The sequence below is a fragment of the Nitrospirillum guaranorum genome, assembly GCF_034653275.1.
Lineage (GTDB): Bacteria > Pseudomonadota > Alphaproteobacteria > Azospirillales > Azospirillaceae > Nitrospirillum.
In genome coordinates this window covers 1,957,831-1,981,507 of sequence record NZ_JAYEES010000003.1, presented here as the reverse complement: position 1 = coordinate 1,981,507, position 23,677 = coordinate 1,957,831, and the positions used below count along the sequence as shown (strand labels likewise).

At 67.9% G+C, this 23,677-nt stretch carries 21 protein-coding genes and 1 tRNA gene; 14 read left to right on the top strand and 8 right to left on the bottom strand.

The features are described from left to right. Positions 1 to 11: 11 nt before the first annotated feature. Both UAJ10_RS18030 and UAJ10_RS18025 read right to left on the bottom strand, forming a co-directional pair. The gene (locus tag UAJ10_RS18030; protein ID WP_322916585.1) at positions 12 to 3,530 is read right to left on the bottom strand and encodes a CHASE domain-containing protein; all 3,519 of its coding nucleotides are present in this window, start codon (positions 3,528 to 3,530) and stop codon (positions 12 to 14) included. Between the two features lie 175 nt (positions 3,531 to 3,705). Then, on the bottom strand, positions 3,706 to 5,934 hold the full coding sequence (locus UAJ10_RS18025; protein ID WP_322916584.1) for a methyl-accepting chemotaxis protein: 2,229 nt from the start codon (positions 5,932 to 5,934) through the stop codon (positions 3,706 to 3,708). A 274-nt stretch (positions 5,935 to 6,208) separates the two neighbouring features. Between UAJ10_RS18025 and gatB the strand changes: the two genes are divergently transcribed. Both gatB and UAJ10_RS18015 read left to right on the top strand, forming a co-directional pair. Then, positions 6,209 to 7,663, top strand: a complete 1,455-nt coding sequence (gatB, locus tag UAJ10_RS18020) for an Asp-tRNA(Asn)/Glu-tRNA(Gln) amidotransferase subunit GatB (RefSeq protein ID WP_322917348.1) — start codon at positions 6,209 to 6,211, stop codon at positions 7,661 to 7,663. A gap of 211 nt (positions 7,664 to 7,874) precedes the next feature. Then, positions 7,875 to 7,966, top strand: a tRNA-Ser gene (locus UAJ10_RS18015). 162 nt (positions 7,967 to 8,128) lie between these two features. Here the strand turns inward: UAJ10_RS18015 and UAJ10_RS18010 are convergent. Beyond that, the gene (locus tag UAJ10_RS18010; RefSeq protein WP_322916583.1) at positions 8,129 to 8,494 is read right to left on the bottom strand and encodes a DUF4180 domain-containing protein; all 366 of its coding nucleotides are present in this window, start codon (positions 8,492 to 8,494) and stop codon (positions 8,129 to 8,131) included. A 220-nt stretch (positions 8,495 to 8,714) separates the two neighbouring features. Between UAJ10_RS18010 and UAJ10_RS18005 the strand changes: the two genes are divergently transcribed. Further along, a complete protein-coding gene (locus UAJ10_RS18005) occupies positions 8,715 to 9,038 on the top strand; it encodes an alkylphosphonate utilization protein (protein ID WP_322916582.1) in 324 nt (107 codons plus the stop codon). A 74-nt stretch (positions 9,039 to 9,112) separates the two neighbouring features. On the opposite strand, the gene UAJ10_RS18000 is transcribed toward UAJ10_RS18005, so the two are convergent. The 3 genes from UAJ10_RS18000 to UAJ10_RS17990 form a co-directional block, all read right to left on the bottom strand. Further along, positions 9,113 to 9,703 (bottom strand): helix-turn-helix domain-containing protein, encoded by a 591-nt coding sequence (locus UAJ10_RS18000; RefSeq protein WP_322916581.1) that lies wholly within the window; start codon positions 9,701 to 9,703, stop codon positions 9,113 to 9,115. 358 nt (positions 9,704 to 10,061) lie between these two features. After that, positions 10,062 to 10,307 carry a hypothetical protein gene (locus UAJ10_RS17995; RefSeq protein ID WP_322916580.1) on the bottom strand — a complete coding sequence of 82 codons (246 nt, stop codon included), beginning with the start codon at positions 10,305 to 10,307 and terminating at the stop codon, positions 10,062 to 10,064. Between the two features lie 135 nt (positions 10,308 to 10,442). Next, positions 10,443 to 12,401, bottom strand: a complete 1,959-nt coding sequence (locus tag UAJ10_RS17990; RefSeq protein WP_322916579.1) for a lytic transglycosylase domain-containing protein — start codon at positions 12,399 to 12,401, stop codon at positions 10,443 to 10,445. A gap of 117 nt (positions 12,402 to 12,518) precedes the next feature. Here UAJ10_RS17990 and dapA point away from each other — a divergent pair, with 117 nt between their 5' ends. Together dapA and smpB are read left to right on the top strand one after the other, a co-directional pair. Then, complete coding sequence (gene dapA / locus UAJ10_RS17985; RefSeq protein ID WP_322916578.1) at positions 12,519 to 13,412, top strand: 4-hydroxy-tetrahydrodipicolinate synthase; 894 nt, start codon at positions 12,519 to 12,521, stop codon at positions 13,410 to 13,412. A gap of 22 nt (positions 13,413 to 13,434) precedes the next feature. Continuing rightward, the gene (smpB, locus tag UAJ10_RS17980; RefSeq protein ID WP_004272619.1) at positions 13,435 to 13,905 is read left to right on the top strand and encodes an SsrA-binding protein SmpB; all 471 of its coding nucleotides are present in this window, start codon (positions 13,435 to 13,437) and stop codon (positions 13,903 to 13,905) included. Positions 13,906 to 13,967: 62 nt separating this feature from the next. On the opposite strand, the gene UAJ10_RS17975 is transcribed toward smpB, so the two are convergent. Both UAJ10_RS17975 and UAJ10_RS17970 read right to left on the bottom strand, forming a co-directional pair. Then, the gene (locus UAJ10_RS17975; RefSeq protein ID WP_322916577.1) at positions 13,968 to 14,612 is read right to left on the bottom strand and encodes a uracil-DNA glycosylase; all 645 of its coding nucleotides are present in this window, start codon (positions 14,610 to 14,612) and stop codon (positions 13,968 to 13,970) included. A 42-nt stretch (positions 14,613 to 14,654) separates the two neighbouring features. Continuing rightward, complete coding sequence (locus tag UAJ10_RS17970) at positions 14,655 to 15,239, bottom strand: LabA-like NYN domain-containing protein (RefSeq protein ID WP_050898188.1); 585 nt, start codon at positions 15,237 to 15,239, stop codon at positions 14,655 to 14,657. A 285-nt stretch (positions 15,240 to 15,524) separates the two neighbouring features. Here UAJ10_RS17970 and folK point away from each other — a divergent pair, with 285 nt between their 5' ends. The 9 genes from folK to UAJ10_RS17925 all read left to right on the top strand — a co-directional run bounded on the left by folK (position 15,525) and on the right by UAJ10_RS17925 (position 23,669). Continuing rightward, positions 15,525 to 16,016 (top strand): 2-amino-4-hydroxy-6-hydroxymethyldihydropteridine diphosphokinase, encoded by a 492-nt coding sequence (gene folK, locus UAJ10_RS17965; protein WP_322916576.1) that lies wholly within the window; start codon positions 15,525 to 15,527, stop codon positions 16,014 to 16,016. A 159-nt stretch (positions 16,017 to 16,175) separates the two neighbouring features. Further along, positions 16,176 to 16,559: a DNA-directed RNA polymerase subunit omega gene (rpoZ, locus tag UAJ10_RS17960; RefSeq protein ID WP_322916575.1), complete on the top strand. Its 384-nt coding sequence runs from the start codon at positions 16,176 to 16,178 to the stop codon at positions 16,557 to 16,559. 135 nt (positions 16,560 to 16,694) lie between these two features. Further along, a complete protein-coding gene (locus tag UAJ10_RS17955) occupies positions 16,695 to 18,872 on the top strand; it encodes a RelA/SpoT family protein (protein WP_322916574.1) in 2,178 nt (725 codons plus the stop codon). 233 nt (positions 18,873 to 19,105) lie between these two features. Further along, complete coding sequence (locus UAJ10_RS17950; RefSeq protein ID WP_322916573.1) at positions 19,106 to 19,624, top strand: DUF2062 domain-containing protein; 519 nt, start codon at positions 19,106 to 19,108, stop codon at positions 19,622 to 19,624. Position 19,625: 1 nt separating this feature from the next. Continuing rightward, the gene (locus UAJ10_RS17945; RefSeq protein ID WP_322916572.1) at positions 19,626 to 20,393 is read left to right on the top strand and encodes a pyridoxine 5'-phosphate synthase; all 768 of its coding nucleotides are present in this window, start codon (positions 19,626 to 19,628) and stop codon (positions 20,391 to 20,393) included. Further along, positions 20,393 to 20,860: a holo-ACP synthase gene (acpS, locus tag UAJ10_RS17940; RefSeq protein ID WP_322916571.1), complete on the top strand. Its 468-nt coding sequence runs from the start codon at positions 20,393 to 20,395 to the stop codon at positions 20,858 to 20,860. The genes UAJ10_RS17945 and acpS overlap by 1 nt, the downstream gene beginning before the upstream one ends. Before the next feature lie 58 nt (positions 20,861 to 20,918). Then, entirely contained in the window at positions 20,919 to 21,695 is a 777-nt protein-coding gene (gene lepB / locus UAJ10_RS17935; RefSeq protein ID WP_322916570.1) for a signal peptidase I, read from the top strand. 4 nt (positions 21,696 to 21,699) lie between these two features. Further along, a complete protein-coding gene (gene rnc, locus UAJ10_RS17930) occupies positions 21,700 to 22,419 on the top strand; it encodes a ribonuclease III (protein WP_322916569.1) in 720 nt (239 codons plus the stop codon). 86 nt (positions 22,420 to 22,505) lie between these two features. Then, positions 22,506 to 23,669 (top strand): M23 family metallopeptidase, encoded by a 1,164-nt coding sequence (locus tag UAJ10_RS17925; protein WP_322916568.1) that lies wholly within the window; start codon positions 22,506 to 22,508, stop codon positions 23,667 to 23,669. Positions 23,670 to 23,677 lie beyond the last annotated feature (8 nt).

Genomic DNA, 23,677 nt, shown 5'->3' with positions numbered 1-23,677 from the left:
GGCGGCGGCCGTCACCTCACGGCCGCCGCCAGCTTGCCCATGGCTGTCGCCAATACTGTGAGGCTGGAGTCCCAAACGGCCCAGCTTTCCTGGCTCAACGCATATTCGGCCATGGTGGCTGCCGTGACCACGCCATGGGCGGCGATCTGGCCGGCCGTGCCGCGCAAGGTATGAAGCTGGCGGGCCGCGTCATCGGGCCTGCCGTCCGTCACCGCCTGTCGCAACTCCTGCGCCGCGTCGGCGAATTCCCGCACGAACCGCTCGACCAGGCTGATGTACAGGTCCCCATGATCCTCCAGGCCCATGGCTTCAAGCCGTTGGTCCAGATCGGGCAGGATGGCGCGCAGGCGCGCCAGGGCGCCGGACGGCGGGGTGGTCGCCGCCATCACGCGACCCCGGCGCGGTGCCGCCCCCTTGGGTGCGTGGCGCAGGATGGTGGCGACCATCTGGTCCAGGTCGAACGGCTTGGTCATAAAGTCGGTGATCCCGGCCGCATGGGCGCGGGCGCGCTCCGCGTCCAGGACGCCGGCGGTCAAGGCCACGACGGGAAGCGTGCGCAGGCCCGGCTCCTCCCGGATCAGCCGGGTGGCCTCGTAGCCGTCCATCACCGGCATCTGCATGTCCATCAGCACCAGGTCCACGGAATCGGGCCCGGCGCGAAGCCGCGCCAGGGCTTGCGCGCCGTCGGCGGCGATGGTGACGCCGGCCCCCTCGCGCTCGAGGATCTGCCGGCCGACCTCCTGGTTGATGCTGTTGTCCTCCACCATCAGCAGGCGCAGCCCCTTCAGCCGTTTGACCCGCCGGGGCGGCTGAGTGTTGGCGGCGGCATTCGGCGGGGGCGCGGCCCGGAGCGCCTGGCCCGCCGTGTTCACCGGTGACGCCACATCCAGGGGCACGATGAACCAGAAGGTGCTGCCGGCGCCGGGCTGGCTCTCCACTCCGATCTCGCCTCCCATCAGCGTGACCAGGCGCTTGCTGATGGCCAGCCCCAGCCCACTGCCGCCATAGCGCCGGGTGGTCGAGCTGTCGGCCTGGGTGAAGGCGCTGAACAGCGTGGGGATGGCGTGGGCGGGAATGCCGATGCCGCTGTCGGTCACCGAGAAACGCAGCGCCGCCCGGTCAGCCCGGGGCCAGGCGATGACGCGCACGTCCAGCGTCACGCAACCGGCCGGGGTGAATTTGATGGCGTTGCCCAGCAGGTTCAGCAAAACCTGCTGCAATCGCAGGCGATCGCCCACCACCATCACCGGCGTGTGCGGCGCGATGGTCGCCGCCAGGGCCAGTTTCTTCTCATTGGCGTTGACCGACACCAGCGACACCAGCCCGTTCACCAGGTCGGGCAGCGGGAATTCCGCATGCTCAAGGTCCAGCCGTCCCGCCTCCACCTTGGAGAAATCGAGGATGTCGTTGATCAGCGCCATGAGGCTGCGGCCGGCCGAGGAAATCTTGGTGACGAAGTCCCGTTGCTGGGCGGACAGCCGGGAATCGGCCAGCAACTGGGTCAGGCCCAGGACGGCGTTCATCGGGGTGCGGATTTCGTGGCTCATGTTGGCCAGGAAATCGGTCTTGGCCCGGCTTGCGGCCTCGGCGGCGGCCTGCGCCGCCACCAGGGCGGCCTCGCGGTCGCGCACCTCGGTGATGTCCCAGTTCACGCCGATGATGCGGATGGGTCGGCCGTCGGCGTCCCTGTCGGTGATCGAGGCGCCCTTCACATGGCGCACGCCGCCCTCGGGGCGTACCACCCGGAACTCGGTGTCCAGGTCCGCCCCGCCGTCAAGCACGCGCCGGAACTCGGCCGCCACCCGCGCCGCGTCGTCCGGCTGGCAGTGGGTCCGCCAGATGGAAAAGCAGTCGGCGCCGTCGCGCCGCGCGCCATAGAGCTGGAACATCTGGTCGTCCCAATCCAGGCGGCCCGTGGCCACGTCGTATTCCCAGATGGCGATGCCGCTGGCCTTGGTGGCCAAGGCCAGGCGTGACGAGGTGGCGCGCAGGGCCTCCTCGGCCCGCAGCTGTTCGGTGACGTCGCGTCCCGATCCGCGATAACCGATGCAGGCGCCCGCGGCATCCAGGATGGGCGTGCCGCTGATGACGATGTGGCGCAAGACGCCGTCGTTGCCCATCAGGTCATACCGCAGGTCGCGGAAGGGCAGCCCCTGCCGGACGAAATCCTCATATTGGTCCAGGCGCGGGTCCTGGAGGTTGGCCGACAGCTCCCGCCGCGTCTTGCCGATCAGGGTGCGGTGATCCTGCCCGATGCGCGAGACGCCCTGCGACATGGCGGTGAAGCGGCCGTCGCCATCGGTTTCCCAGTACCAATCGGTGGACAGCTCCGTCAGCGTCTTGAACCGGGCCTCCCGCTGCGCCAGATCGGCCGTGCGCGCCTTGACCTCCCGCTCCAGCCTGTCGGTTTGGCGGGCGCTTTCCCGGCCGGCGGCCAGCCGGCGTGAGCGGTTCGCCATGTAAAGGTGCGACAGCAGGGTCAGCAGGACACCGGCGATGCCCACACGGAACGCCGCCAGCAAGGGCGGCGTGAGGTTCAAAGCCTGCGGCAGGGCGGGGGTCGCCTGGTAATGGATCAGCCAGCGGCGGCCGAAAATCGGCAAGACGTCGTCGTGGACCAGGCCGTCGACGAAGCCGATGGCCGGCGCGGGCGTCCGGTAGAAGGGCGGGGCGTCCATACCCTCGGTCACGTCGCTCACGGTGAAGCCGACGTCCGCTCGCATCAGTTCCGAGCCGGTGATCATTCTGCTGATGAGGAAGGGGGTATAGGCCCAGCCCACCGTCGCGGCCTCGCGCGCATCCGGGGTGGCGAGGTCGGCCCCCTGCCGGTAGATGGGCAGCAACAGCAGGAACCCCCCTTGGTCCCCCGGCGCCTGCACCAGGGAAATGGGGGCGGTCAGGTGCGGCTCGCCCGACCGCATGGCGGCGATGGCGGCCGCATGGCGCGCGGGCTCCGAGGCGATGTCCAGCCCCACGGCGGTGAGGTTGGCATCCTCCGGCTCCACGAATTGGATGATGGCATGCTCGCCATCGTGCGGATTGAGCTCCCAGATCCGGAAGCCGGGCCGGCCGCCCAGGTGTTCCCGCTGGACGAAGGCCTCCTCCTCGCCGGCGGGTATACGCCGCACGATGCCGAAGCCCGTCGCGCCCCGGAATTCGGTCTCCAGCGACCGCGTCCGGCTATAGTGCCGGAACTGGGCCTCGGTCAGGAATTCCGCCCCGGCGACGACCGCCGCGCCGCGGGCGCCGCGCAGGCCGTATTGGTACAGCGTCAGCTGCTGGCGCAAGTCTTCCGTCATCTCGCCGGCGCGGACGGACAGGCTGTCCGCGGCCAGGGTCCGGTTATGCGCGCTGGTGAGCCGGGCGACCAGCGCGCTCCCGGCCAGTGCCAACGCCAGGACCAGGAGGGGAACAAGCCTGTTCAGGCGACCGGCGCTGGGCAGGCCGTCGGCGCCCGGCAGCCGCCAGGAAAGGGGGGTGGGATGGTTGTCGCCGTTGCTGGAGAATGGCGGCGAATTCTGAAAACGCATCCCAACCTCACGATTCCTCAGCGGCCATTTTCGCCAGTTAGCCTGAAGAAATCGTTAGGATTAACCACACAGTCGGCCAATCTATACTTATAGGTATCGAATCCCCGATCGTTTGGCTTCTATTGGATTGGCCGCTTATCTTTCATGGGCGTTCCCCAGCCTGTGAGGACGCCCATCAGGCGGCGGCCCGGTGGCGGGCCACCAGGGCATCCACCGCTTGGGCGGCTTCATCGGTCAGGCGAAACTGGATGCGCGTGGTGTCGCCTTCCTGGGCGGTGACGCGCCCCCGGAAACGCCGGCCCTCCAGCTCGACCTCGACCTCATGGCCGGCGCCGCCGATGGCGGGGCCGATCACGGCGCATCCACCCCGGCCGATATTGACCAGGCGGTGCGTCGCGGGACCGGAAAGGGCTGCGCCCGGTGCGCCCACGCGGGCCGGCAGGTCGATGTCGTGGCGGTCGAATTGGCGGCGATCCTCGGCCGTCTGCATGGCGACCAGGAAATGTTCCACGTCCGTGCGCAGCTGTTCCGACTGCCGCGACAGCTCGTTGGCCGCGACCAGCAACTGCCCCGAGGCTTCCTTGGTAAATTCCGCGCTGTCCCGCACCAAGGTCAGGGATTCCGTCACCTCCTGGGTGCGGGCGGCGGCCTCCGCCACGTTGCGGCTGATTTCGCTGGTGGCGGCGCTCTGCTGGCTGACGGCGGCGGCGATGGCGCCGGAATTGCCGTCGACCACGCCGATGGTGGTGGCGATGCGGTTGATGATGCCGATGGCGTTGTCGGCCGCGGCCTTCACGCCGCCGACCCGCGCCTGGATGTCTTCCGTCGCCTGCGCCGTCTGGTTGGCCAGGCTCTTGACCTCGGTCGCCACCACGGCGAAGCCCTTGCCGGCCTCCCCGGCGCGCGCCGCCTCGATGGTGGCGTTCAGCGCCAGTAGGTTGGTTTGCGCGGCGATGGTCTGGATGAAGCGCACCACCTCGTTCACGCTCTCGGCCACGGTGGCCAGTTCATCCACCACGTTGCGGGCGTGCTCCGCCTCCTGCACCGCCGTTTTGGTGGTGGCGGCCGTCTGCTCCGCCTGCGCGCCGATCTCGTTGCTGCTGGCGGCCAGTTGCTCCGTCGCCGCCGCCACCGTCTGGGTGTTGGCCGTGGCGCGGGCGGCGCTGTCGTCGGCGGCCTGGGTGCGGGCGGCGGTGTTGTCGGCCTGGCCGGCCAGCGAGCCGGCGGTGGCCTCCAGTTCCGTGGCGGCGGCGGCCATGCCGCGCAGCTCGGCGCTGATGGCCAGCTGGAAGTCCTTGGTCAGGGTTTCCAGCGCCTGCTGGCGGCGCAGCCGCTTTTCCTGCTCCAGGGTTTGCGCCGCCTCCAGCGCATGGGTGCGCTGGGCGTTCTCCTTGAAGACGACCAGGGCGCGGGCCATGGCGCCGACTTCGTCCCCGCTGTCGGCGTGGTCGATGCTGGTGTCCAGGCGGCCCTGCGCCAGACCGGACATGGCGCCGGTGAGGTCGCTCAGCGGCGCGATGACGAAACGGCGCACCACCAGATAGACGGCGCCGCCGGCCACCGCGAACAACGCCAGCGAGATCAGCAGCACGCGCAGCTGCGTCGCCTTGAAGCCGCCGATGCGCGCGTTCAGCAAGCGCTCCAGATCGGCCGACGCGGCCGTGTACAGGGCATCCTGCGTCTTCAGCGCCGACAGCGTGTCCGCGTCGGCGACGCTGCCCTTCTCGGCGCCGGCGGTCAACGCGCCGGCGGCCTTCTGCAGGGCCGCGACCGGGGCCTCCAGCGCCTTCTTCACGCTGCCGTCGGCATTGCCGCCGTAAGCCGAGGTGGCGGAGGAATCGACGCCCGACAGCAGGGCCTTGACCCCGCCCAGGGCGACGAACAGGTCGACCTTGTTGTCCCCCGCCTGATGCGTCACCGCCCGCAGGCCCGTGGTCTGGTCCTGCAGGTCGGGCAATTTCACCAGGACGATGTCCATGACGTAGAAGCTGTCCAGGTCCGGATCCAGGATCAGGTTGGACTTGTCGCCGATCTGGGCGATCAGCGCGCGCAAGGCCGCGCGGGTGGCGGGGCTGCTGGCCCCGTCCTTCTTGCCCAGGGCCGCCACCAGCTCATCCGCCTTGGCGGCGCTGTCCATGTCTTGTCCCCAGGCGGCCTGCAACTGGCGCACCGTGGCGGCGCTGCCGGCCGCGTCCACGGCGGCCCCGCCCGTCTCCGCCGCGGCCAGCCGGGTTTGGATGGTCTGCAAGCCCCTGAGGTAGGCGGTGCCGGCCAGTTCCTTGGCCGCGAAGTCGATGGAGATCTGCTGCTGGGCGATCAGGGCGTAGAGCAGGTAGCCCACGGGAACCAGGAAAAGCAGGACGGCCAGGCCCAGCTTGTGGGCGATTTTGAGGGACTGGAGCATCGTGACAATCCTGTTACGGAAAAGGGTTAGGCCGTAGGTAATAGGCAATCTCTTGATGATGTCTTAATTTTCGCGCCGAATTTCCACGCTTAATTCACCATTGAAAATAAAATACCGGTTCGGCGGGCACAACTTTTAGTGAGTGAGCCGTCGCGGCGGCGGGGGACGCCTTGATGGGCGCCGGGCTGCATCGTCGCCCAAGCCGGTTGCGTTTTCACGCGATTCCGGCCATGAAAACCCCTCACTCCATGAATTGGACTTGATGGCGAAGACGATGGCTTATCGGATTGCAGGCGAGACGGGCGAATGGGAAGTGGTGATCGGGCTGGAGGTCCATGCCCAGGTCGTCTCCAATGCCAAGTTGTTCAGCGGGGCGGCGACCGCCTTCGGCGCCGCGCCCAATAGCCAAGTCAGCTTCGTGGACGCGGGCTTTCCCGGCATGCTGCCGGTGATCAACGAGGTCTGCGTGGAGCAGGCGGTGCGCACGGGCCTGGGCCTGAAGGCGCAGATCAACCTGCGCTCGGTCTTCGACCGCAAGAACTACTTCTATGCCGACCTGCCCTCCGGCTACCAGATCAGCCAGTTCCAGCAGCCCATCGTGGGCCATGGCACCATCGTGCTGGACCTGGCGGACGGTTCCACCCGCGAGGTGGGAATCACGCGCCTGCATCTGGAGATGGACGCGGGCAAGAGCCTGCACGACCAGAACCCGACCAAGACCTACATCGACCTGAACCGGTCGGGCGTCGCCCTGATGGAAATCGTGTCGGAACCCGACATGCGCACGCCGGAGGAGGCCGCCGCCTACCTGCGCAAGCTGCGCACCATCCTGCGCTATCTCGGCACCTGCGACGGCAACATGGAGGAAGGCTCCATGCGCTGCGACATCAACGTGTCGGTGCGCAAGCCGGGTGAGAAGTACGGCACCCGGACGGAGACGAAGAACGTCAACTCCATCCGCTATGTGCAGCAGGCCATCGAGTACGAGGCCCAGCGCCAGGTGGCGCTGATCGAGGATGGCGGCGCGGTGGTGCAGGAAACCCGCCTGTGGGACCCGAACAAGGGTGAGACGCGGTCCATGCGCTCCAAGGAGGAGGCGCACGACTACCGCTACTTCCCCGACCCGGACCTGCTGCCCCTGGAACTGGACGCGGCCTGGGTCGAGGAAATCAAGCGCACCCTGCCGGAACTGCCGGATGAGAAGAAGGCCCGCTTCATGGCCGACTACAAGCTGCCGGTCTATGACGCCGGCGTGCTGGTGGCGGAGCGCTCGCGCGCCGACTTCTATGAAGAGGTGGCCCGGGGCCGCGATCCCAAGATGGCGGCCAACTTCGTCATCGGCGACCTGCTGGGCGCGCTGAACAAGACGGGTGCCGACATCGACAGCTCGCCCATCAGCGCGGCGGCGCTGGGCGGCCTGATCGACCTGATCGCGGACAACACCATCTCCGGCCGCATCGCCAAGGAGGTGTTCGCCGACATGCTGGAGACGGGCAAGCCCGCCGCCCAGATCGTGGAGGAGAAGGGGCTGCGCCAGGTGACGGACACGGGCGCCATCGACCAGGCCATCGCGGCCGTGATGGCGGCCAACGCCGACAAGGTGGCGGAGTTCCGCAGCGGCAAGGACAAGCTGTTCGGCTTCTTCGTCGGCCAGGTCATGAAGGCCACCCAGGGCAAGGCGAACCCCGCCCTGGTGAACGAGATCCTGGCCGCCAAGCTGAAGGGCTGAAATCCCGAGGCCTAAGGTTAGGACCGGGCCCTTGGGCCTTGGTCCGGCAGGAAAAAATGGTGCGCCGCCCGGCGTTTTCCCGGGGGCGGCATGGGCAGGGGGGCCGGTTGGTCCCCCTTTTCATTTTCCCGCGATTTTTCCTCACCGTTATCGTTGACAAGGGGGCCGCCGCCCGAGTACATACGCGAACCGCCGACGACAGTCGGTGGACGGAGGGGTGGCCGAGTGGCTGAAGGCAACGGTTTGCTAAACCGTCGTACCGGGAAACTGGTACCGTGGGTTCGAATCCCATCCCCTCCGCCATCACTTGCCCAGGCCATATCAGCGGGTGAGTGAAACGGACAAGCCGCCCTTCGGGGCGGCTTTGTCGTTTCTGGTTCTGGGCGCGTAACGACGCGGTCCTTCCGCCTATCCCGCCACACGCGCGGCCGACGCGACCATTCTATTGAAAGATGACCTGACGGGTCACGCCGCCAGGCGCCGTTCCAGCGCCGCCAGATCGTCGACGAACCAGACGACCTGGCCCCGGTTGGCCTCATGGATGAAATCGCGCAGGGCCCCGCTGCCGGCCGTCCAGGCGCTGACGTCGCCGACGATGACCGGGCGCAGCTGATAGTTGGCGAACTTCTGGATGATGGCCCCCGCCTGACCCGTGGCCAGGGTGAGGAAGCCGGGCGCCAGGCGGCTGAGGGGGATGGCCACCACCCGGGCGGCATGTTCCCACGCCAGGCCGACCAGGGGCACGGCGTCCTGGTCACTGGCCAACAGCGGGCCGTCGTCGGCGCAGACCAGCACGCGGGTGCCCCGCAACTCCTGGGGAAGATCGGTCATGATAAGGCCTTCCGGGTCTCATTCCTGGCTGGGCGCCATTATAGCACCGCCAGGGCTTTGGGGCGTGACGGCCGCCGCCCGGTCGGCTACCTTCCCGGCGGCGGCGTGCCGGCGCCCTGATCCACCGGCCAACCGATAGACACATCCCTGCCACCGCGCCCGCGCCCCTTCTTCGGCGTTCCTGGGTGCGGTGACCTATGCGCGACGATTGAGGTTCCCGATGAATAGTGCGGCCGATGAAGAGTTTGTCTATGACGAGGCCACCGGCGAGTGGATCCCGGCCAGCCAGGCGGCGGCGAACGCCGCGGCAACCCCTGCACAAGGGGCCGTGGTCGAGGTGCGGGATTCCGTGGGCAACCTCCTGGCCGACGGCGACAGCGTCACCCTGATCAAGGATTTGAAGGTGAAGGGCGCCAACCAGGTGCTGAAGCGGGGCACGGTCATCCGGTCCATCCGCCTGACCGGCGACGCGCAGGAGATCGACTGCCGCCACGACACCATCAAGGGCCTGGTTCTGAGGGCGGAGTTCGTGAAGAAGGGGTAGGACGGCCAAAAATGAAAAGGGCCCGGAAGGTTTCCCCTCCCGAGCCCTTTTTCATTCGTCCATACCCGTGCCGATTACGGAGGCGTGGGGGCCGACTTGCCGCGCTTGGGCGCCTTGGCGGCCTTGTACATGTCCGCGGGGTCCCAGACCGCGCCACGGCGGCGGCGGGCCGGCTTGGCGTCGCCGCCGGCATCTTCCTCGCCGTCGCCGGAGGGCGCGGCGGAGGCGGCGGGGGCGGTTTCGGCGCCGTCGTCGTCATGCGATACGGCGCGCAGCAGACCGGCGACGCAGTCGGCGATGTCCGCCGGGGCGTTGCGCCAGGCCCGCAACAGATCCAGGTCGCGGCGCGACAGCAGGGGCGACCCCTCGTCCGGAGCGCTGAAGCTGGTGGGGGCGGGGCGGTCGGCGCCGCTCTCCAGGTCGTCGAAGAAGAAGGTCAACGGCACGTCCAGGATTTCGGCCAGCCGATAGAGCTTGCCCACCGAAACACGGTTCGATCCCCGTTCGTACTTCTGCACTTGTTGGAAGGTGATACCCAAGGCGCGGGCCAGATCCGACTGGCTCATCCCCAGAAGACCGCGCCGCAAACGAATGCGGCTGGCGACGTGGTTCTCAATCTTGCCTTCAAGTTCGGCAACAACCGTGTTCTTAGTCCTACGGGGCATGGGCACTACTCCAAGTCGATGACGCGCCATCTGAGTTCATCGGATGGGACGACAGCATAACCTACTAAGGTAGGAAGCCTGAATTGGGGCGAGAGTATGAAGGCGCCTTGGCGCTGACAACTGGCATTGTCTCCCCACACTCAACCTTTCCCCAACGTATCCTTCTTTAGAGCTGTTTAGCTGAGAGAATACAATAGTATTCATCTTTTCAGTCCCCGTAACAATCGCGAACACCAGGGAGCGGCGGTGATGCCAGGGGTATCACGGCTGAAAAGTTCAGGCGCCGATGGGTATGAGTGCCGACTCGCGCCACTCTTCCGTGGGGCGCCCAGCCCCGGGGGTCTCCTAATCGCGTAGGTCAGGGTAGGTTGGCGGCCTCCATCCCTGGCGGGCGCGCGGCCACGGCATCCGATCCGTATGCGACCAACTGGGCCTTGAGCACGTCCAGCAACTCATTGAGGCTGTCGCGGGCGTAATCATCGCGCTGGCGCGCCAGTTCAGTCCGCGTCAGCTGGATGAAGGCGTCGACCAGGCGATGATGGACGGCGGCGGCCCGCAGCAGGGCGGCGGGAAGCGGCTGCGGAGCCAGGGGAACAGAGGCCATGGCGCGTACCTACCGGGAACTGTTTACCGGGGTAGGATATGGCCTTCGTCATTAATCGCAAGTTAACATTGGGTCTGAGGGTTTCGCCCCTAACCTTTTGCGCGAATTAACCAAAATAGTGTTGCCGATTGGACATCAACCGGCCGTGCCCCGCTTCAGGTCCGTGGTCATCGGCATTTGGCGGCCCCCCATGCGGATGCGGTAGACGTGCAGGTTCTCCAGCACGCGCTGGACATAGTTGCGCGTCTCGTAGAAGGGCAGGGTCTCGATCCAGTCCACCGGATCCACCGCCTCGATGCGCGGGTCGCCATAGTCGCGCAGCCAGTTGGCCACCCGGCCGGGGCCGGCGTTGTAGGCGGCGATGGCCAGGATGTAGGAACCGCCGAAGCGGTCCAGCAGGTCCTGCACGAACACGCTGCCCACGCGGATGTTGAAGTCGGGGTCGTGGGTCAGCTTGGCGACCGTGTATTTCATGCCCTCGCGCCTGGCCAACTGCTGCGCCGTGGGCGGCATCAGCTGCATCAGGCCCAGGGCGCCGGCGCCGCTGGCGGCGTCCACCTTGAAGCTGCTTTCCTGGCGGATGAGGGCGTGGATCAGCGCCGGCTCCGGCTGCGCCGGCAGGTGGCTGGCGACGATGGGATAACCCGCGTCGGCCAGCACGATGCCCTTGTTCAGCGACAGCCGGCTGATGCCCACGCCCAGGTCGCGGCGGTGCATTTCCAGCGCCGCCCTGGCCACCAGCACGAAGTCGTCCGGCGTCTTGGCGTCCTGCGACAGCTTGCGCAGGAACAGGTCCACGCGGTCGTCGTCCTCGGTCAGCACCTTGTCCAGCAGGCGGGCGGCGCGCGCCAGTTCGTTCTTTTCGAACTTGGCGCGGGCGTCGGCGGAGGGCGTGGGGGCGATGGGGATGGCCTCCGCCTGGCCCAGCTTCTCCTGCGCCATCATGCCGTAGAAGGTGCTGCCGTACCGCGCGCCCAACTCGTACCACTGGCGGGCGCGTTCCGGGTTGCCCAGCTTCTCGCAGGCCCGGCCGGCCCAATAGGCGCCGCGCGACTGGCCGACGGGGGAGGAGACACCCTCATACAGGCGGGTGAAATGCTCCAGCGCCTGCTCCGGCTTGTTCAGGAACTGCAGCGACAGCCAGCCGGCCAGGAACTCCGCCTGGATGAAGCCCAGGCCGTCGGTCACGCCGTGGTTGGCCGCCAGGCGGTACGCGCGCTGCATCTGGCCCTGGTCCATCAGGTGGCGCGCCAGGATGTGGCGTTCCGTCCACCAGGCCTCGGGATGGCCCAGGTCGCCATTGGCGTTCTTGGGGCCCGCGTCCTTGGGCAGGTTCTCCAGGATCTCCAGCGCGCCGGCGTCCATCTCCTTGCGCCGGCGCCAGCGCAGGCGTTCGTAGGTGATGCCGGGCTCGCTCATCAGCGGGGCGGGCACCTGCTGCAGCAGGCGCTCCACGCCCGGGTCCAGGTCGGCCATGGCCAGGCGGGCCAGCGCCACGGCCTGGTGGCCGGGATCGACGATGGGCAGCATGCGCCGCGCGTCTTCCTCGTCGTTCTCCCACAGCAGGCGGTCCAGGCGGGCCCAATGGTCGGCGGGCCGCAGGATGGCCACGTACTTGGTGCGGAACGTCCGCTCATCCACCACGCCGAAGTTGCCCTTGATGTAGCGGTCGCGGATCAGGCCGATGGCCTTCTCGCTGTCACCCAGGTTCAGCAGGCTGTCGGCGTAGCGGTTGAAGCCGGCGGTGGTCAGGGGCGGGTGCTTGTCGAACCAGTCGCGCGTCGGCGTGTCGCCGAAATTGGGCATGCGGATCTCGGCGTTGCGGCGCAGGGCCGCCAGACCGGGCCAATCCGGATTCTTGTCGATGAAGTCCGTCAGCTCCTGGAAGCTGGCGTCGGTGTCGGCGCGGCCGAGATCCATCCAGGTCAGGACCTTGTCGGCCAGCGGGTCATGCCCGCGCTCGGCCAGCTTGTGGGCGTCGGCCCACTTGCCCCTGTCGGCCGCCTTGAAGGCGGCGCGGTAGGTGCTGATATCGCTGGACGACTGGGCGAGGGCGGTGACAGGGAGCGCCACGAGGGAAAGCGGCAGGATCAAGGCCGCCAGCCCCCGCCGGAACGAGGCCCAGGGGGCCTTTTCTCGTCGCTTGTCACCCAGGTGCCGGGCCGCTAAGGTTCGCGCCTTTCGGGTCGAATGCCCACGGAGATTGCAGAGATGACCACCGCCACGCCCGCCCTCGCCGGTTCCCTCGTCGCCCTGATCACGCCGTTCGCCGACGGTAAAGTGGACGAGCGCGCCTTCCAGGCCTTGGTGGACTGGCAGGTCAAAGAGGGCACGCACGGCCTTGTCCCCTGCGGCACCACCGGCGAGTCGCCGACGCTGAGCCATGAGGAGCACCGCCGCCTGGTCGAGCTGTGCGTCGAGGTGGCGGACCGTCGCGTCCCCGTGGTCGCCGGCACCGGCAGCAACTCCACGGCCGAGGCCATCAGCCTGACCAAGCATGCCAAGGCCGTGGGCGCCGACGCCGCCCTGGTGGTGACGCCCTACTACAACAAGCCGACGCAAGAAGGTCTCTACCAGCATTTCAAAGCCATCCATGATGCGGCCGACCTGCCCATCATCATTTATAACATCCCCGGCCGCAGCGTGATCGACATGTCGATCGCCACCATGGCCCGCCTCGCGGCGTTGCCTAACATCGTTGGCGTGAAGGACGCCACCGCTGATTTGGTGCGGCCGTTGCGCACACGGGTCGAGTTGGGCCCTGACTTCATCCAGCTGTCGGGCGAGGACGCCACCGCCACGGCCTTCCTGGCGCAGGGCGGCGTCGGCTGCATCTCCGTCACGGCCAACGTGGCGCCGCGCCTGTGCGCCGAGATGCAGAACGCCTGGGTGCGCGGCGACCTCACGGAGATGGCCCGCATCCGCGACCTGCTGATGCCGCTGCACCACGCCATGTTCGTGGAGACCAGCCCGGCGCCGGTGAAGTACGCCGCCAGCCTGCTGGGCCTGTGCCGTCCGGAACTGCGCCTGCCGCTGGTGGAAACAACGCCGGCGACTCAGGAGCTGGTGCGCGCGGCCCTGGTCCACGCCGGCCTGCTGAGCTGAGGGAAGGGGCCGGATAGCCGCCATGGCACGTGCCGACGAACATAAATACGCCGCGCAAAATCGGCGCGCCCGTTTCGATTTTTTCATTACCGAAACGATCGAGGCGGGCATCATGCTGACCGGGACGGAGGTCAAGTCGCTGCGCGCCGGCCGGGTCAGCATCGCCGAGTCCTATGCCGGGGAGCGGGATGGGGAGTTGTACCTGATCAACGCCCATTTCCCGGAATACCAGCTGGCCGGCCGCTTTTTCCAGCATGAGCCCAAGCGGGCGCGCAAGCTGCTGGTCCGCCGCCGTGAGATGGACAAGCTGTTCGCCTCCATCCGCCGCGACGGCGTCACCCTGATTCCGCTGTCGATCTATTTCAACGACCGCGGCTACGCCAAGGTCGAGATCGGCGTGGCCAAGGGCAAGAAGAAGGGCGACAAGCGCGAGGCGGAGAAGGAACGCGACTGGCAGCGCGACAAGGCGCGCCTGATGCGGGCCAAGGGCTGAAGCATTCGCCGTTTGGAATTGGGGAAGGCCGGGGCGTCGCCCCGGCCTTCCGCGCTGGGGGCTTAGGCGCCCAGGTATTGGCGCACCGCCTGGAACACGTCCTCGAACATGGCGTCGGTCAGGCGGCCGGTGTTGGTGTTGTAGCGGGAGCAGTGATAGCTGTCGAACAGCGTCACCCCGCCGCCCAGGTCGTGCCGGGCGCCGTGGCCGAAGGGATGGGCCGCCTGGCGCAGGCCGAAGGTGCGGATGACGCTGGTGTGGGAGACGGAGCCCAAGGCCACCACGGCCTTGAGCCTGGTCATCGCCTCCAGTTCCGCCACCAGGAAGGGGCGGCAGGTGTGCGACTCCTCCGGCGTGGGCTTGTTCTCGGGCGGCACGCAGCGCACGGCGTTGGTGATGCGCGCGTCGACCAGGGTCAGGCCGTCATCCGGCCGCTCCAGATACTGGCCCGTGGCGAAGCCGAACTTCAGCAGGGTGGCGTACAGCAGGTCACCGGCATAGTCGCCGGTGAAGGGGCGGCCGGTGAAGTTGGCGCCGCGCAGGCCGGGGGCCAGACCCACCACCAGCAGGCGGGCGTCCAGGCCGCCGAAGGACGGCACCGGGCCGTTGAACTTGTCGGGGAAAGCCGCGCGGTTGCGCAGGCGATAGTCCACCAGCCGGGGACATAAGGGGCAGTCATGCCCCGGCGGCGTCAGGTTCTGCATCATGGGATAAGGGCGCCCGTTACCGTGTCGTGTGGGCGCCGGATATCATTCCATCGGCGTGGTGTCGATAAGCTGCGCGTGCTCCACCGGCGGGCGGGGGGCGTGGGCGCGGGCGATGTCGGGCGCCAGATCCATCAGCTCGATGAAATTGTCGGCCTGGCGGCGCAACTCGTCGGCGATCATCGGCGGGGTCGAGCGCACGGTGCTGATCACCGAGACGCGCACGCCCTTGCGCTGCACCGCCTCCACCAGGCGACGGAAGTCGCCGTCGCCGGAGAACAGCATGATGTGGTCCAAATGCTGCGCCATCTCCATGACATCGATGGCCAGCTCGATGTCCATGTTGCCCTTGATCTTCCGGCGGCCGGACGCGTCGGTGTACTCCTTGGTCGGCTTCGTGACCATGGTGTAGCCATTGTAATCCAGCCAATCGACCAGCGGGCGGATGGGGGAATATTCCTGGTCTTCAACCAGCGCGGTATAATAGAAGGCGCGAATGAGCCGCCCACGCTTTCCGCAGAAATTCAGCAAACGCTTATAGTCGATATCGAAATTCAGCGCCCGCGCGGCCGCGAATAAATTGGCGCCGTCGATGAAGAGGGCGAGGCGTTCCTCGGGATAATGCAACATTTTATATTCCTTTGAATATTATTTGGAAGAGTAATGCAGCGGGTTCAATTATCAGTAGCGTGCCGTCTTTATAGCGCGCTGACAAGCGCCTACATAAAGTGAATGGGTTAACGCGTTCAAGCGAGATATGGTCGCAGCCGGTGTATTTAAAGTCGCATCTGCCTTTTGGGGATGCCATCCCCGGCGGCGGGCCTGGTGTTTAGGCCTTAAGAGTAGATGCTGGCGCCCCCGTGCGACGCGCGTCGCAGGGGTGCAACAGGGGTACGCAACAGGGGGGGGCGGTGAATGATTCTGGTGGGCGTGGGATCGAACCTGTCGGTGCCCGGCGTCGGCGGCTCGCGCGATGTGGTGGCCGCGGCGGTGCGCGCGCTGGCGGGCGAGGGGGTGACGGTGGTGGCGGTGTCGCCGTGGTACCGTAGCGCCCCGGTGCCCGCGTCCGACCAGCCCTGGTACGTCAACGGCGTGGCGTGGGTGGAAACGGACCTGGACGCCCCGGCGCTGCTGGCCGTCCTGCACCGGGTGGAGGCCGCGTTCGGCCGGGTGCGGCGGCAGGTGAACGAGGCGCGGGGGCTGGACCTGGACCTGCTGGCCTACCATGACCAGATCCGGGCGGCGGCGCCGATGCTGCCCCATCCCCGCCTGCACCAGCGCGCCTTCGTGCTGTTGCCGCTGCGCGACCTGGCGCCCGGCTGGCGGCACCCGGTGTCGGGGGTGGACGTGGAAAGCCTGGTGGCGGGCCTGCCGCCAGGCCAGGTGACGGAGCGCATCGGGGAATGAGCGGAGAGGGGGCAGGCCGATCCTCATGACGGAAACGCAGGAATGCGGCGGATCGGGCGTCGCCTTCCTTGCAACCGCGAAAACAGGCCCCTATAACTATGGGATGGTGTTCAGTGCCCCTATTCCCGGCACCCGTTTCGTTGTTGGAGTGAGCAAGGTATGGCCCGCGTTACCGTTGAAGATTGCGTCCTGAAGGTTCCGAACCGGTTCGAGCTGGTGATGATGGCGGCCCAGCGGGCGCGGGACGTCGCGGCCGGCGCGCCGCTGTCGGTCGATCGCGACAACGACAAGAACCCGGTCGTCGCCCTGCGCGAAATCGCGGACGAGACGGTGGTGCTGGACAGCCTGAAGAACTCCCTGATCAAGGGGCATCAGCGCGTCCAGGAGCAGGATGAGCCCGAGGAAGAGATCATCGAGCTGATGGCCGGAGAGCAGGCCTGGGCCGTGCAGGGCGCCGCCGGCGAGGATGACGACCTGGGGGCTGAGGATGCCGCCGAGGACGCGGCGCAGGGTGAAGACCTCGGCGACGACGAGGGCCTCTGAGCCGGTGGTGGGGCAGGCCGTGGGTAAGCGACCCGTCCCCCTTGGCTATTTTTCCATGGATAGCGCCCTGAACGGCCGTGCCGCGCCCGTCGCGGTCGGCCGTGCCCAAAAGGCCTGGGGCCGGGCAGGGCATCCATGATGCGCCAGTACGAGCTGGTTGAGCGGGTCCGCTCCTACGATCCCAACGCGGACGAGGACAAGCTCAATCGCGCCTACGTCTTCTCCATGAAGGCGCACGGGTCGCAGAAGCGCGCGTCGGGCGACCCCTACTTTTCCCACCCGCTGGAGGTGGCGGGGCTGCTGACCCAGCTGAAGCTGGACGGCGCCTCCATCATCACCGCCCTGCTGCACGACACAGTCGAGGACACGCTGACCACCTTGGAAGAGGTGCAGCGCCTGTTCGGGCCGGAGATCGCGCGCCTGGTGGATGGCGTGACCAAGCTGTCGCGCATCGAGCTGCAGAACCTGGAAAGCGACCAGTCCAAGCAGGCGGAGAACTTCCGCAAGCTGGTGCTGGCGATGTCGGAAGACATCCGCGTCCTGCTGGTGAAGCTGGCCGACCGTCTGCACAACATGCAGACGCTGCACTACCTGTCCAAGCCGGAGAAGCGCAAGCGCATCGCCCGCGAGACGCTGGAGATTTACGCCCCCCTGGCCGAACGCATCGGCATCCAGCGCTGGAAGGACCAGCTGGAAGAGCTGTCGTTCAAGGAACTGAACCCGGACGCCTACGACAGCATCACCAAGCGCCTGCAGGATTTGGAAGAGCAGGGGGCGGGCCGCGTCGACCGCATCATCACCGAACTGGTGGACACCCTGCACGAGGGCGGCCTGCCCAAGGCCACCGTGTCTGGCCGGCGCAAGGCGCCCTATTCCATCTGGCGCAAGATGCAGCGCAAGAACGTGACGTTCGAGCAGTTGTCCGACGTCATGGCCTTCCGCGTCACCGTCGAGTCCATCGAGCAGTGCTATCAGGCCTTGGGCGTCATCCACGCCCATTATCCGGTGGTGCCGGGCCGCTTCAAGGACTACGTCTCCACGCCCAAGCCCAACGGCTACCGGTCGCTGCACACCACGGTCATCGGCCCGGAACGCCAGCGCATCGAGGTGCAGATCCGCACCATCGAAATGCACGAGGTGTCCGAGCTGGGTGTCGCCGCCCACTGGGCCTACAAGCAGGACGGCAGCCAGCCCAAGACCGAGGGCCGGCAATACCGCTGGCTGCGGGAACTGCTGGACATCCTGGAGCATGCGGTCCGGCCGGAAGAGTTCCTGGAGCACACCAAGCTGGAGCTGTTCCAGGACCAGGTGTTCTGCTTCACGCCCAAGGGCGACCTGATCGCCCTGCCGCGCGGCGCCACGCCGGTGGACTTCGCCTATGCCGTGCACAGCCAGATCGGCGACACCTGCGTCGGCGCCAAGATCAATGGCCGCATCCAGCCGCTGCGCAGCCAACTGCAGAACGGCGACCAGGTCGAGGTTGTCACCAGCAAGGCGCAAACGCCGTCGCCGGACTGGGAAAACTTCGTCGTCACGGGCAAGGCCCGCGCCCGCATCCGCCGCTACATCCGCACCCAGCAGCGCGCCCAGCACATCGAGCTGGGCCGGGCCATGGTGCAGAAGATCTTCCGGCAGGAGGGCTACGACTATTCCGACAAGGCGCTGGAAGGCGTCCTCAAGATCTTCCAGTACCAGTCGGCAGATGATCTGATCGCCGCCATCGGCGCAGGCCTGGCCGGCGCCCGCGACGTGTTCAACGCCGTCTTCCCCGGGCACAAGGTGGTGCAGCAGGTCACGCCGGACGAGAAGATCGTCCAGCTGACCCGCGGCAAAACCACCAAGCCCAGGGGCAAGGACAGCCCGCTGCCCATCAAGGGGCTGATCCCGGGCATGGCCGTGCACTACGCCCGTTGCTGCCACCCCTTGCCGGGCGACCGCATCGTCGGCATCGTCACCACCGGCAAGGGCGTCACCATCCACACCATCGACTGCGAGACGCTGGAAAGCTTCCACGACAGCCCGGAACGGTGGATCGACGTCTCCTGGGACAACGAGGCCGACGGCGCGGACGAGAAGGTGGGCCGCATCACCGTGGTGGTGGCGAACGAGCCGGGCAGCCTCGGCACCGTGTCCACGGTGATCGGGAAGAACGGCGGCAACATCACCAACCTCAAGATCACCCACCGCACGACCGACTTTTTCGAGATGTTGATCGATATCGACGTGCATGACGTGAAACATCTGACCAATATCATCGCCGCGCTGCGGGCCACGCCGGTCATCAATTCCGTCGACCGGGCGCGGGGCCGCTGACGCCGTGCCCCCGGACGTGGTGCTAGGGATGGGCGTAGGGGAGGAACCGGTCGGTCCGCGGGGCGTGCGGCACGACCGGCCTAGACGAAGGTCATACGGCACTGGCGCGGCGGCGTGCCCAGGTCTAGAACAGTGCAAGTTTGTCGGGGGGCCGACACCCATCGCCCAGAGACTCACCCAGGGGCAGCAGGCTTATGTTCCGCCGTCGTGAAAAAAGGCCGTTCGCTGAAGCCGTGAAGCAGACCTTGTGGCCCCGCATGGGCTGGCGCCGCGCCGGCCGCTATTGGATGCACCGCATCGGTCGCGTGCCCGGCACGCCCTACGGCATCTCCGCCGGGTTCGCCAGCGGCGTGGCCATGGCCATGACGCCCTTCATGGGGGTGCACTTCCCCCTGTCCATCGGCCTGGCCTGGCTGCTGCGGGGCTCCATCGCGGCCTCGCTGCTGGGCACGCTGTTCGGTAACCCGGTGACCTGGCCCTTCATCTGGCTGGCGACCTATCGCCTGGGCTGCTTCGTCCTGCACATGCACCCCGGCCACGGCCCCATGGAGCTGTCGTGGAGCGTGCTGCGCCACAGCGCCTGGCAGGTGGTGGCGCCCATGACCGTCGGCGGCTTCCTGTCCGCCGCCCTGACCTGGCCCCTGGTTTTCCTGGTGCTGCGCCCCCTGATCGCGCGCTACAAGCATCACCGCATCGCCGCCAGCCACCATCACCCGGTTCTGAGCCATGAGCCCAAGCCGGCCGGAGATTGAGATGACGTCTGAAACCCAGAGCCAGCGCTTGCGCCTGGGCGTCAACATCGACCACGTGGCCACCATCCGCAACGCCCGCGGCGGCGCCCATCCCGACGTGCTGCGCGCCGCCCACCTGGCGGCCGACGCCGGCGCCGACGGCATCACCGCCCACCTGCGCGAAGACCGCCGCCACATCCGCGACAGCGACATCGACCGCCTGATGTCGGAAATCTCGCTGCCCCTAAACCTGGAGATGGCGGCGACGGAGGAGATGCTGGCCATCGCGCTGCGCCACCGCCCGCACGCCGCCTGCCTGGTGCCGGAGCGCCGGCAGGAGCGGACGACCGAGGGCGGGCTGGACGTGGTGGGCGGCTATGACCACCTGGCCCCCATCGTCGGCCGCCTGAACGACGCCGGCGTGCGCGTGTCGCTGTTCATCGCGCCGGACCGGGCGCAGCTGGACGCGGCCAAGCGCATCGGCGCCCCGGTGGTGGAACTGCACACCGGCCGCTACGCCGATGCCGAGAACGCCGCCGAGCTTGAGGCCGAGTTGGCCCGCCTGACCGAGGCGGCGGCCCATGCCGGCCGCATCGGCCTGGAGTGCCATGCCGGCCACGGCCTGCGCTTCGACAACGTGGCGCCCGTCGCGGCGCTGCCGCAGGTGCGGGAACTGAACATCGGCCACTTCCTGGTGGGCGAGGCGGTGTTCGTCGGGCTGGAGGCCGCCATCCGCCAGATGCGGGCGCTGATGGACCAGGCCCGTTCCGCCGGGACCGGGACGCCATAATGTCCTTCGGCGTTTTTCAGCCTGGCAGCGTCATCCTGGGCATCGGCAACGACCTGATCGACATCACCCGCATCGAGAAGACCCTGGCGCGGTTCGGCCAGCGCTTCGTCGAGCGGGTCTTCACCGACGTGGAACAGGCGAAGTCCGACCGGCGCGCCAAGTCCAACGGCCGCGCCGCCAGCTATGCCAAGCGCTACGCCGCCAAGGAGGCCTGTTCCAAGGCGCTGGGAACGGGGTTCCGCGAGGGCGTGTTCCACAAGGACATGGGCGTCGTCAACCTGCCCAGCGGCCAGCCGACACTATGTCTCACCGGCGGCGCCCTGGAGAGGTTGCGGGCGATGACGCCGCCGGGCATGGTGGCGCAGATTCATCTGACACTGACGGATGAGCCGCCCATGGCGGAGGCCTTCGTCATCATCACGGCGACGCCGGCCCCGGCTGGTGGCGCCACTAACGGTATCGCTTGAAAATCCCGGTGGGCCCGCTAGATCGGTGCCACCCACTCTCACGAGGTTGTTTCGTTCCATGAGCCAGCAGAATGATCGCGTCAGCCGCGCGGCCCCCCAGCCCCAGGCGGAAAGCTGGGGCGACGTGGTGCGGACCGTCATCTACGCCCTGATCATCGCGCTGGGCGTGCGGACCGTGGCGTTCGAGCCCTTCAACATCCCCTCGGGCTCCATGATCCCGACGCTGCTCATCGGCGACTACGTCTTCGTGTCCAAGTTCAGCTACGGCTACAGCCGCTTCTCGCTGCCGCTGGGCCTGCCGCTGTTTCACGGCCGCATCTTCGGCAGCGTGCCGGAGCGGGGCGACGTGGTGGTCTTCCGTCTGCCGACCGACACCAGCCAGGACTACATCAAGCGCGTCATCGGCCTGCCCGGCGACCGCATCCAGATGATCGACGGCATCCTGCACATCAATGGCGAGCCGGTGAAGCGCGAACGGGTCGAGGACTACACCATGGAGACGCCGTTCGGCCGCCAGAGCGCCGTGCCGCGCTACATCGAGACCCTGCCCAACGGTGTGAAGCACACGATCATCGAGATCATGGGCGACGACGGCGGGCTGGATAACACGCCCGTCTACACCGTGCCTGAGGGCCACATCTTCTGCATGGGCGACAACCGCGACAACAGCCAGGACAGCCGCGTCCTGAACGTCGTCGGCTACGTCCCGCTGGAGAACGTGGTGGGTAAGGCCCAGTTCAAGTTCTTCTCGCTGGAGGAGGGCGTGCACTTCTGGGAAATCTGGAAGTGGCCGACCGCCATCCGCTTCGGCCAGATCTTCAGCAAGGCGCATTGACGCCATGGCCGCCTCCGCTGGCCCGCTGGACACCGGCGGCGCCGACATCGCTACCCTGGCCCAATCCCTGGGGCATACCTTCACCGAGGCCCGCCACCTGCTGGAGGCGGTGACCCACCCCAGCGTGGCCGGCATCGGCCGGGGCCCCCGCGCCGCCACCGGCCATTATGAGCGGCTGGAGTTCCTGGGCGACCGGGTGCTGGGCCTGGTGATCGCCCAGTGGCTGCTGGAACGCTTTCCCGAAGAGAACGAGGGCGGTCTGGCCAAGCGCCACACCGCGCTGGTGCGGGCCGAAGCCCTGGCCGGCGTGGCGGAGACCCTGGACCTGGGGCGCTATCTGCACCTGGCCCCGGGTGAGGCTGACGCCGGCGGCCGCGCCAAACCCGCCATCCTGGCGGACGCCTGCGAGGCGGTGATCGGCGCCCTCTACCTGGACGGTGGCTTGGACGTCGCCGCGGCCTTCATCCGCAGGCACTGGGCCGGCCGCATCGACGCCGCCGAACTGCCGCCGGTGGAGCCCAAGACCGCCCTGCAGGAGTGGGCGCTGGCCCGTGGCCTGCCGCTGCCGGTCTATGAGCAGGTGGGCCGCACCGGCCTGGATCATGAGCCCGTGTTCACCGTGCGCGTGGCCGTGCAGGGCAAGGGCAGCGAGGCCGCCAGCGGTCCATCCAAGCGTGCCGCCGAAAAGGCGGCGGCGCTGGAGATGCTGAAGCGCCTGGGCTAGGGGCCTGTGGGCGATTGAGGGCAAGGCATTGACGACGGAGCTTTGTACGGCATCCTGCGGGTGTTCCACACCGTCAGGATGTCGCCATGGTTCGCCGCCGCCTCGCCCAGGTCCTTGTCGCCAGCGGTTTCCTGGCCGCCGCCCTCGGCGCCAGGGCGGAGCCGGACGCCCACTCCATCACCCCCTTGGATATCCGGATCCTGCGCCCGGCCAGCGTGGTGCCGGCCACGGACGGCCGCCATCTGGTGTTCGAGGCGCTGATCAGCAATTTCTCCCCCGTGCCCATGACGTTGGCGACAGCGCGGCTGGGCACGGCGGCTCAACCGGCCGCGCTGGCGCGATTCGAAGGCGCGGCCCTGGCGGATCTCCTGTCGCGACCCGGCCGTCCCCCTGGTGATGGCCAGCCGCCGGTGACGGTCATACAGGGCAATACCTTCGCCGCCGCCCTGTTCGACGTGCGTCTTGGCGATGATGCCGGGGTGGGGGACCTGCGGCTGGCGCTCACCATCGCGCCGTTCAAGCCCGATCTGCCCGAGTCCACGCTGAACACGGCGGTCGCCGTCCCGCTGGACCGGGCGCCGCCCGTCGTCGTCTCCGCCCCCGTCGCCGGCACGGGGTGGGTGGCCTTCAACGGCCTGTCCGCCGCCTCCATCCACCGGACCACGCTGATGGTGGTGGATGGGCAGGCGCGGGTGCCGGAGCGCTACGCCATCGACTTCATGAAGCTGACGGGGGACGGGCGGGAGTACGCCGGCGACCAGACGCGCAATGAGTCCTGGGCCGGCTATGGCCAGGCGGTGCTGGCCGTGGCCGATGGCGTCATCGAGAGCGTGCGCGACGGGTTTCCGGATAATGTGCCGGGCCAGCCGCCAGCGCAGAAGGTCACCCTGGACACCATCGCCGGCAACCTGGTGATCCTGCGCATGGCGGGGGGCGCGTACGCCGCCTATGCCCACCTTATCCCGGGCAGCATCGCCGTGCGGCCGGGCCAGGCGGTGCGCAAGGGCCAGGTGCTGGGTCGGCTGGGCAACTCCGGCCAATCCGATGCCCCCCACCTGCATTTCCAGGTGGGGGATCGTGGACATATCGCCGCCGCCGACGGCCTGCCGTTCGTCTTCGACGCCTTCACCTTGTTGGGGGTGGTGGCCGATACGGCGGCGGCCGACGCGGGCGGCGCTTGGACGCCCAGCCAGGCGCCGCAGCCGCGCCACGGTCAGTTGCCGGCGGAAAACGCGGTCACCGGCTTCTGACGATCACC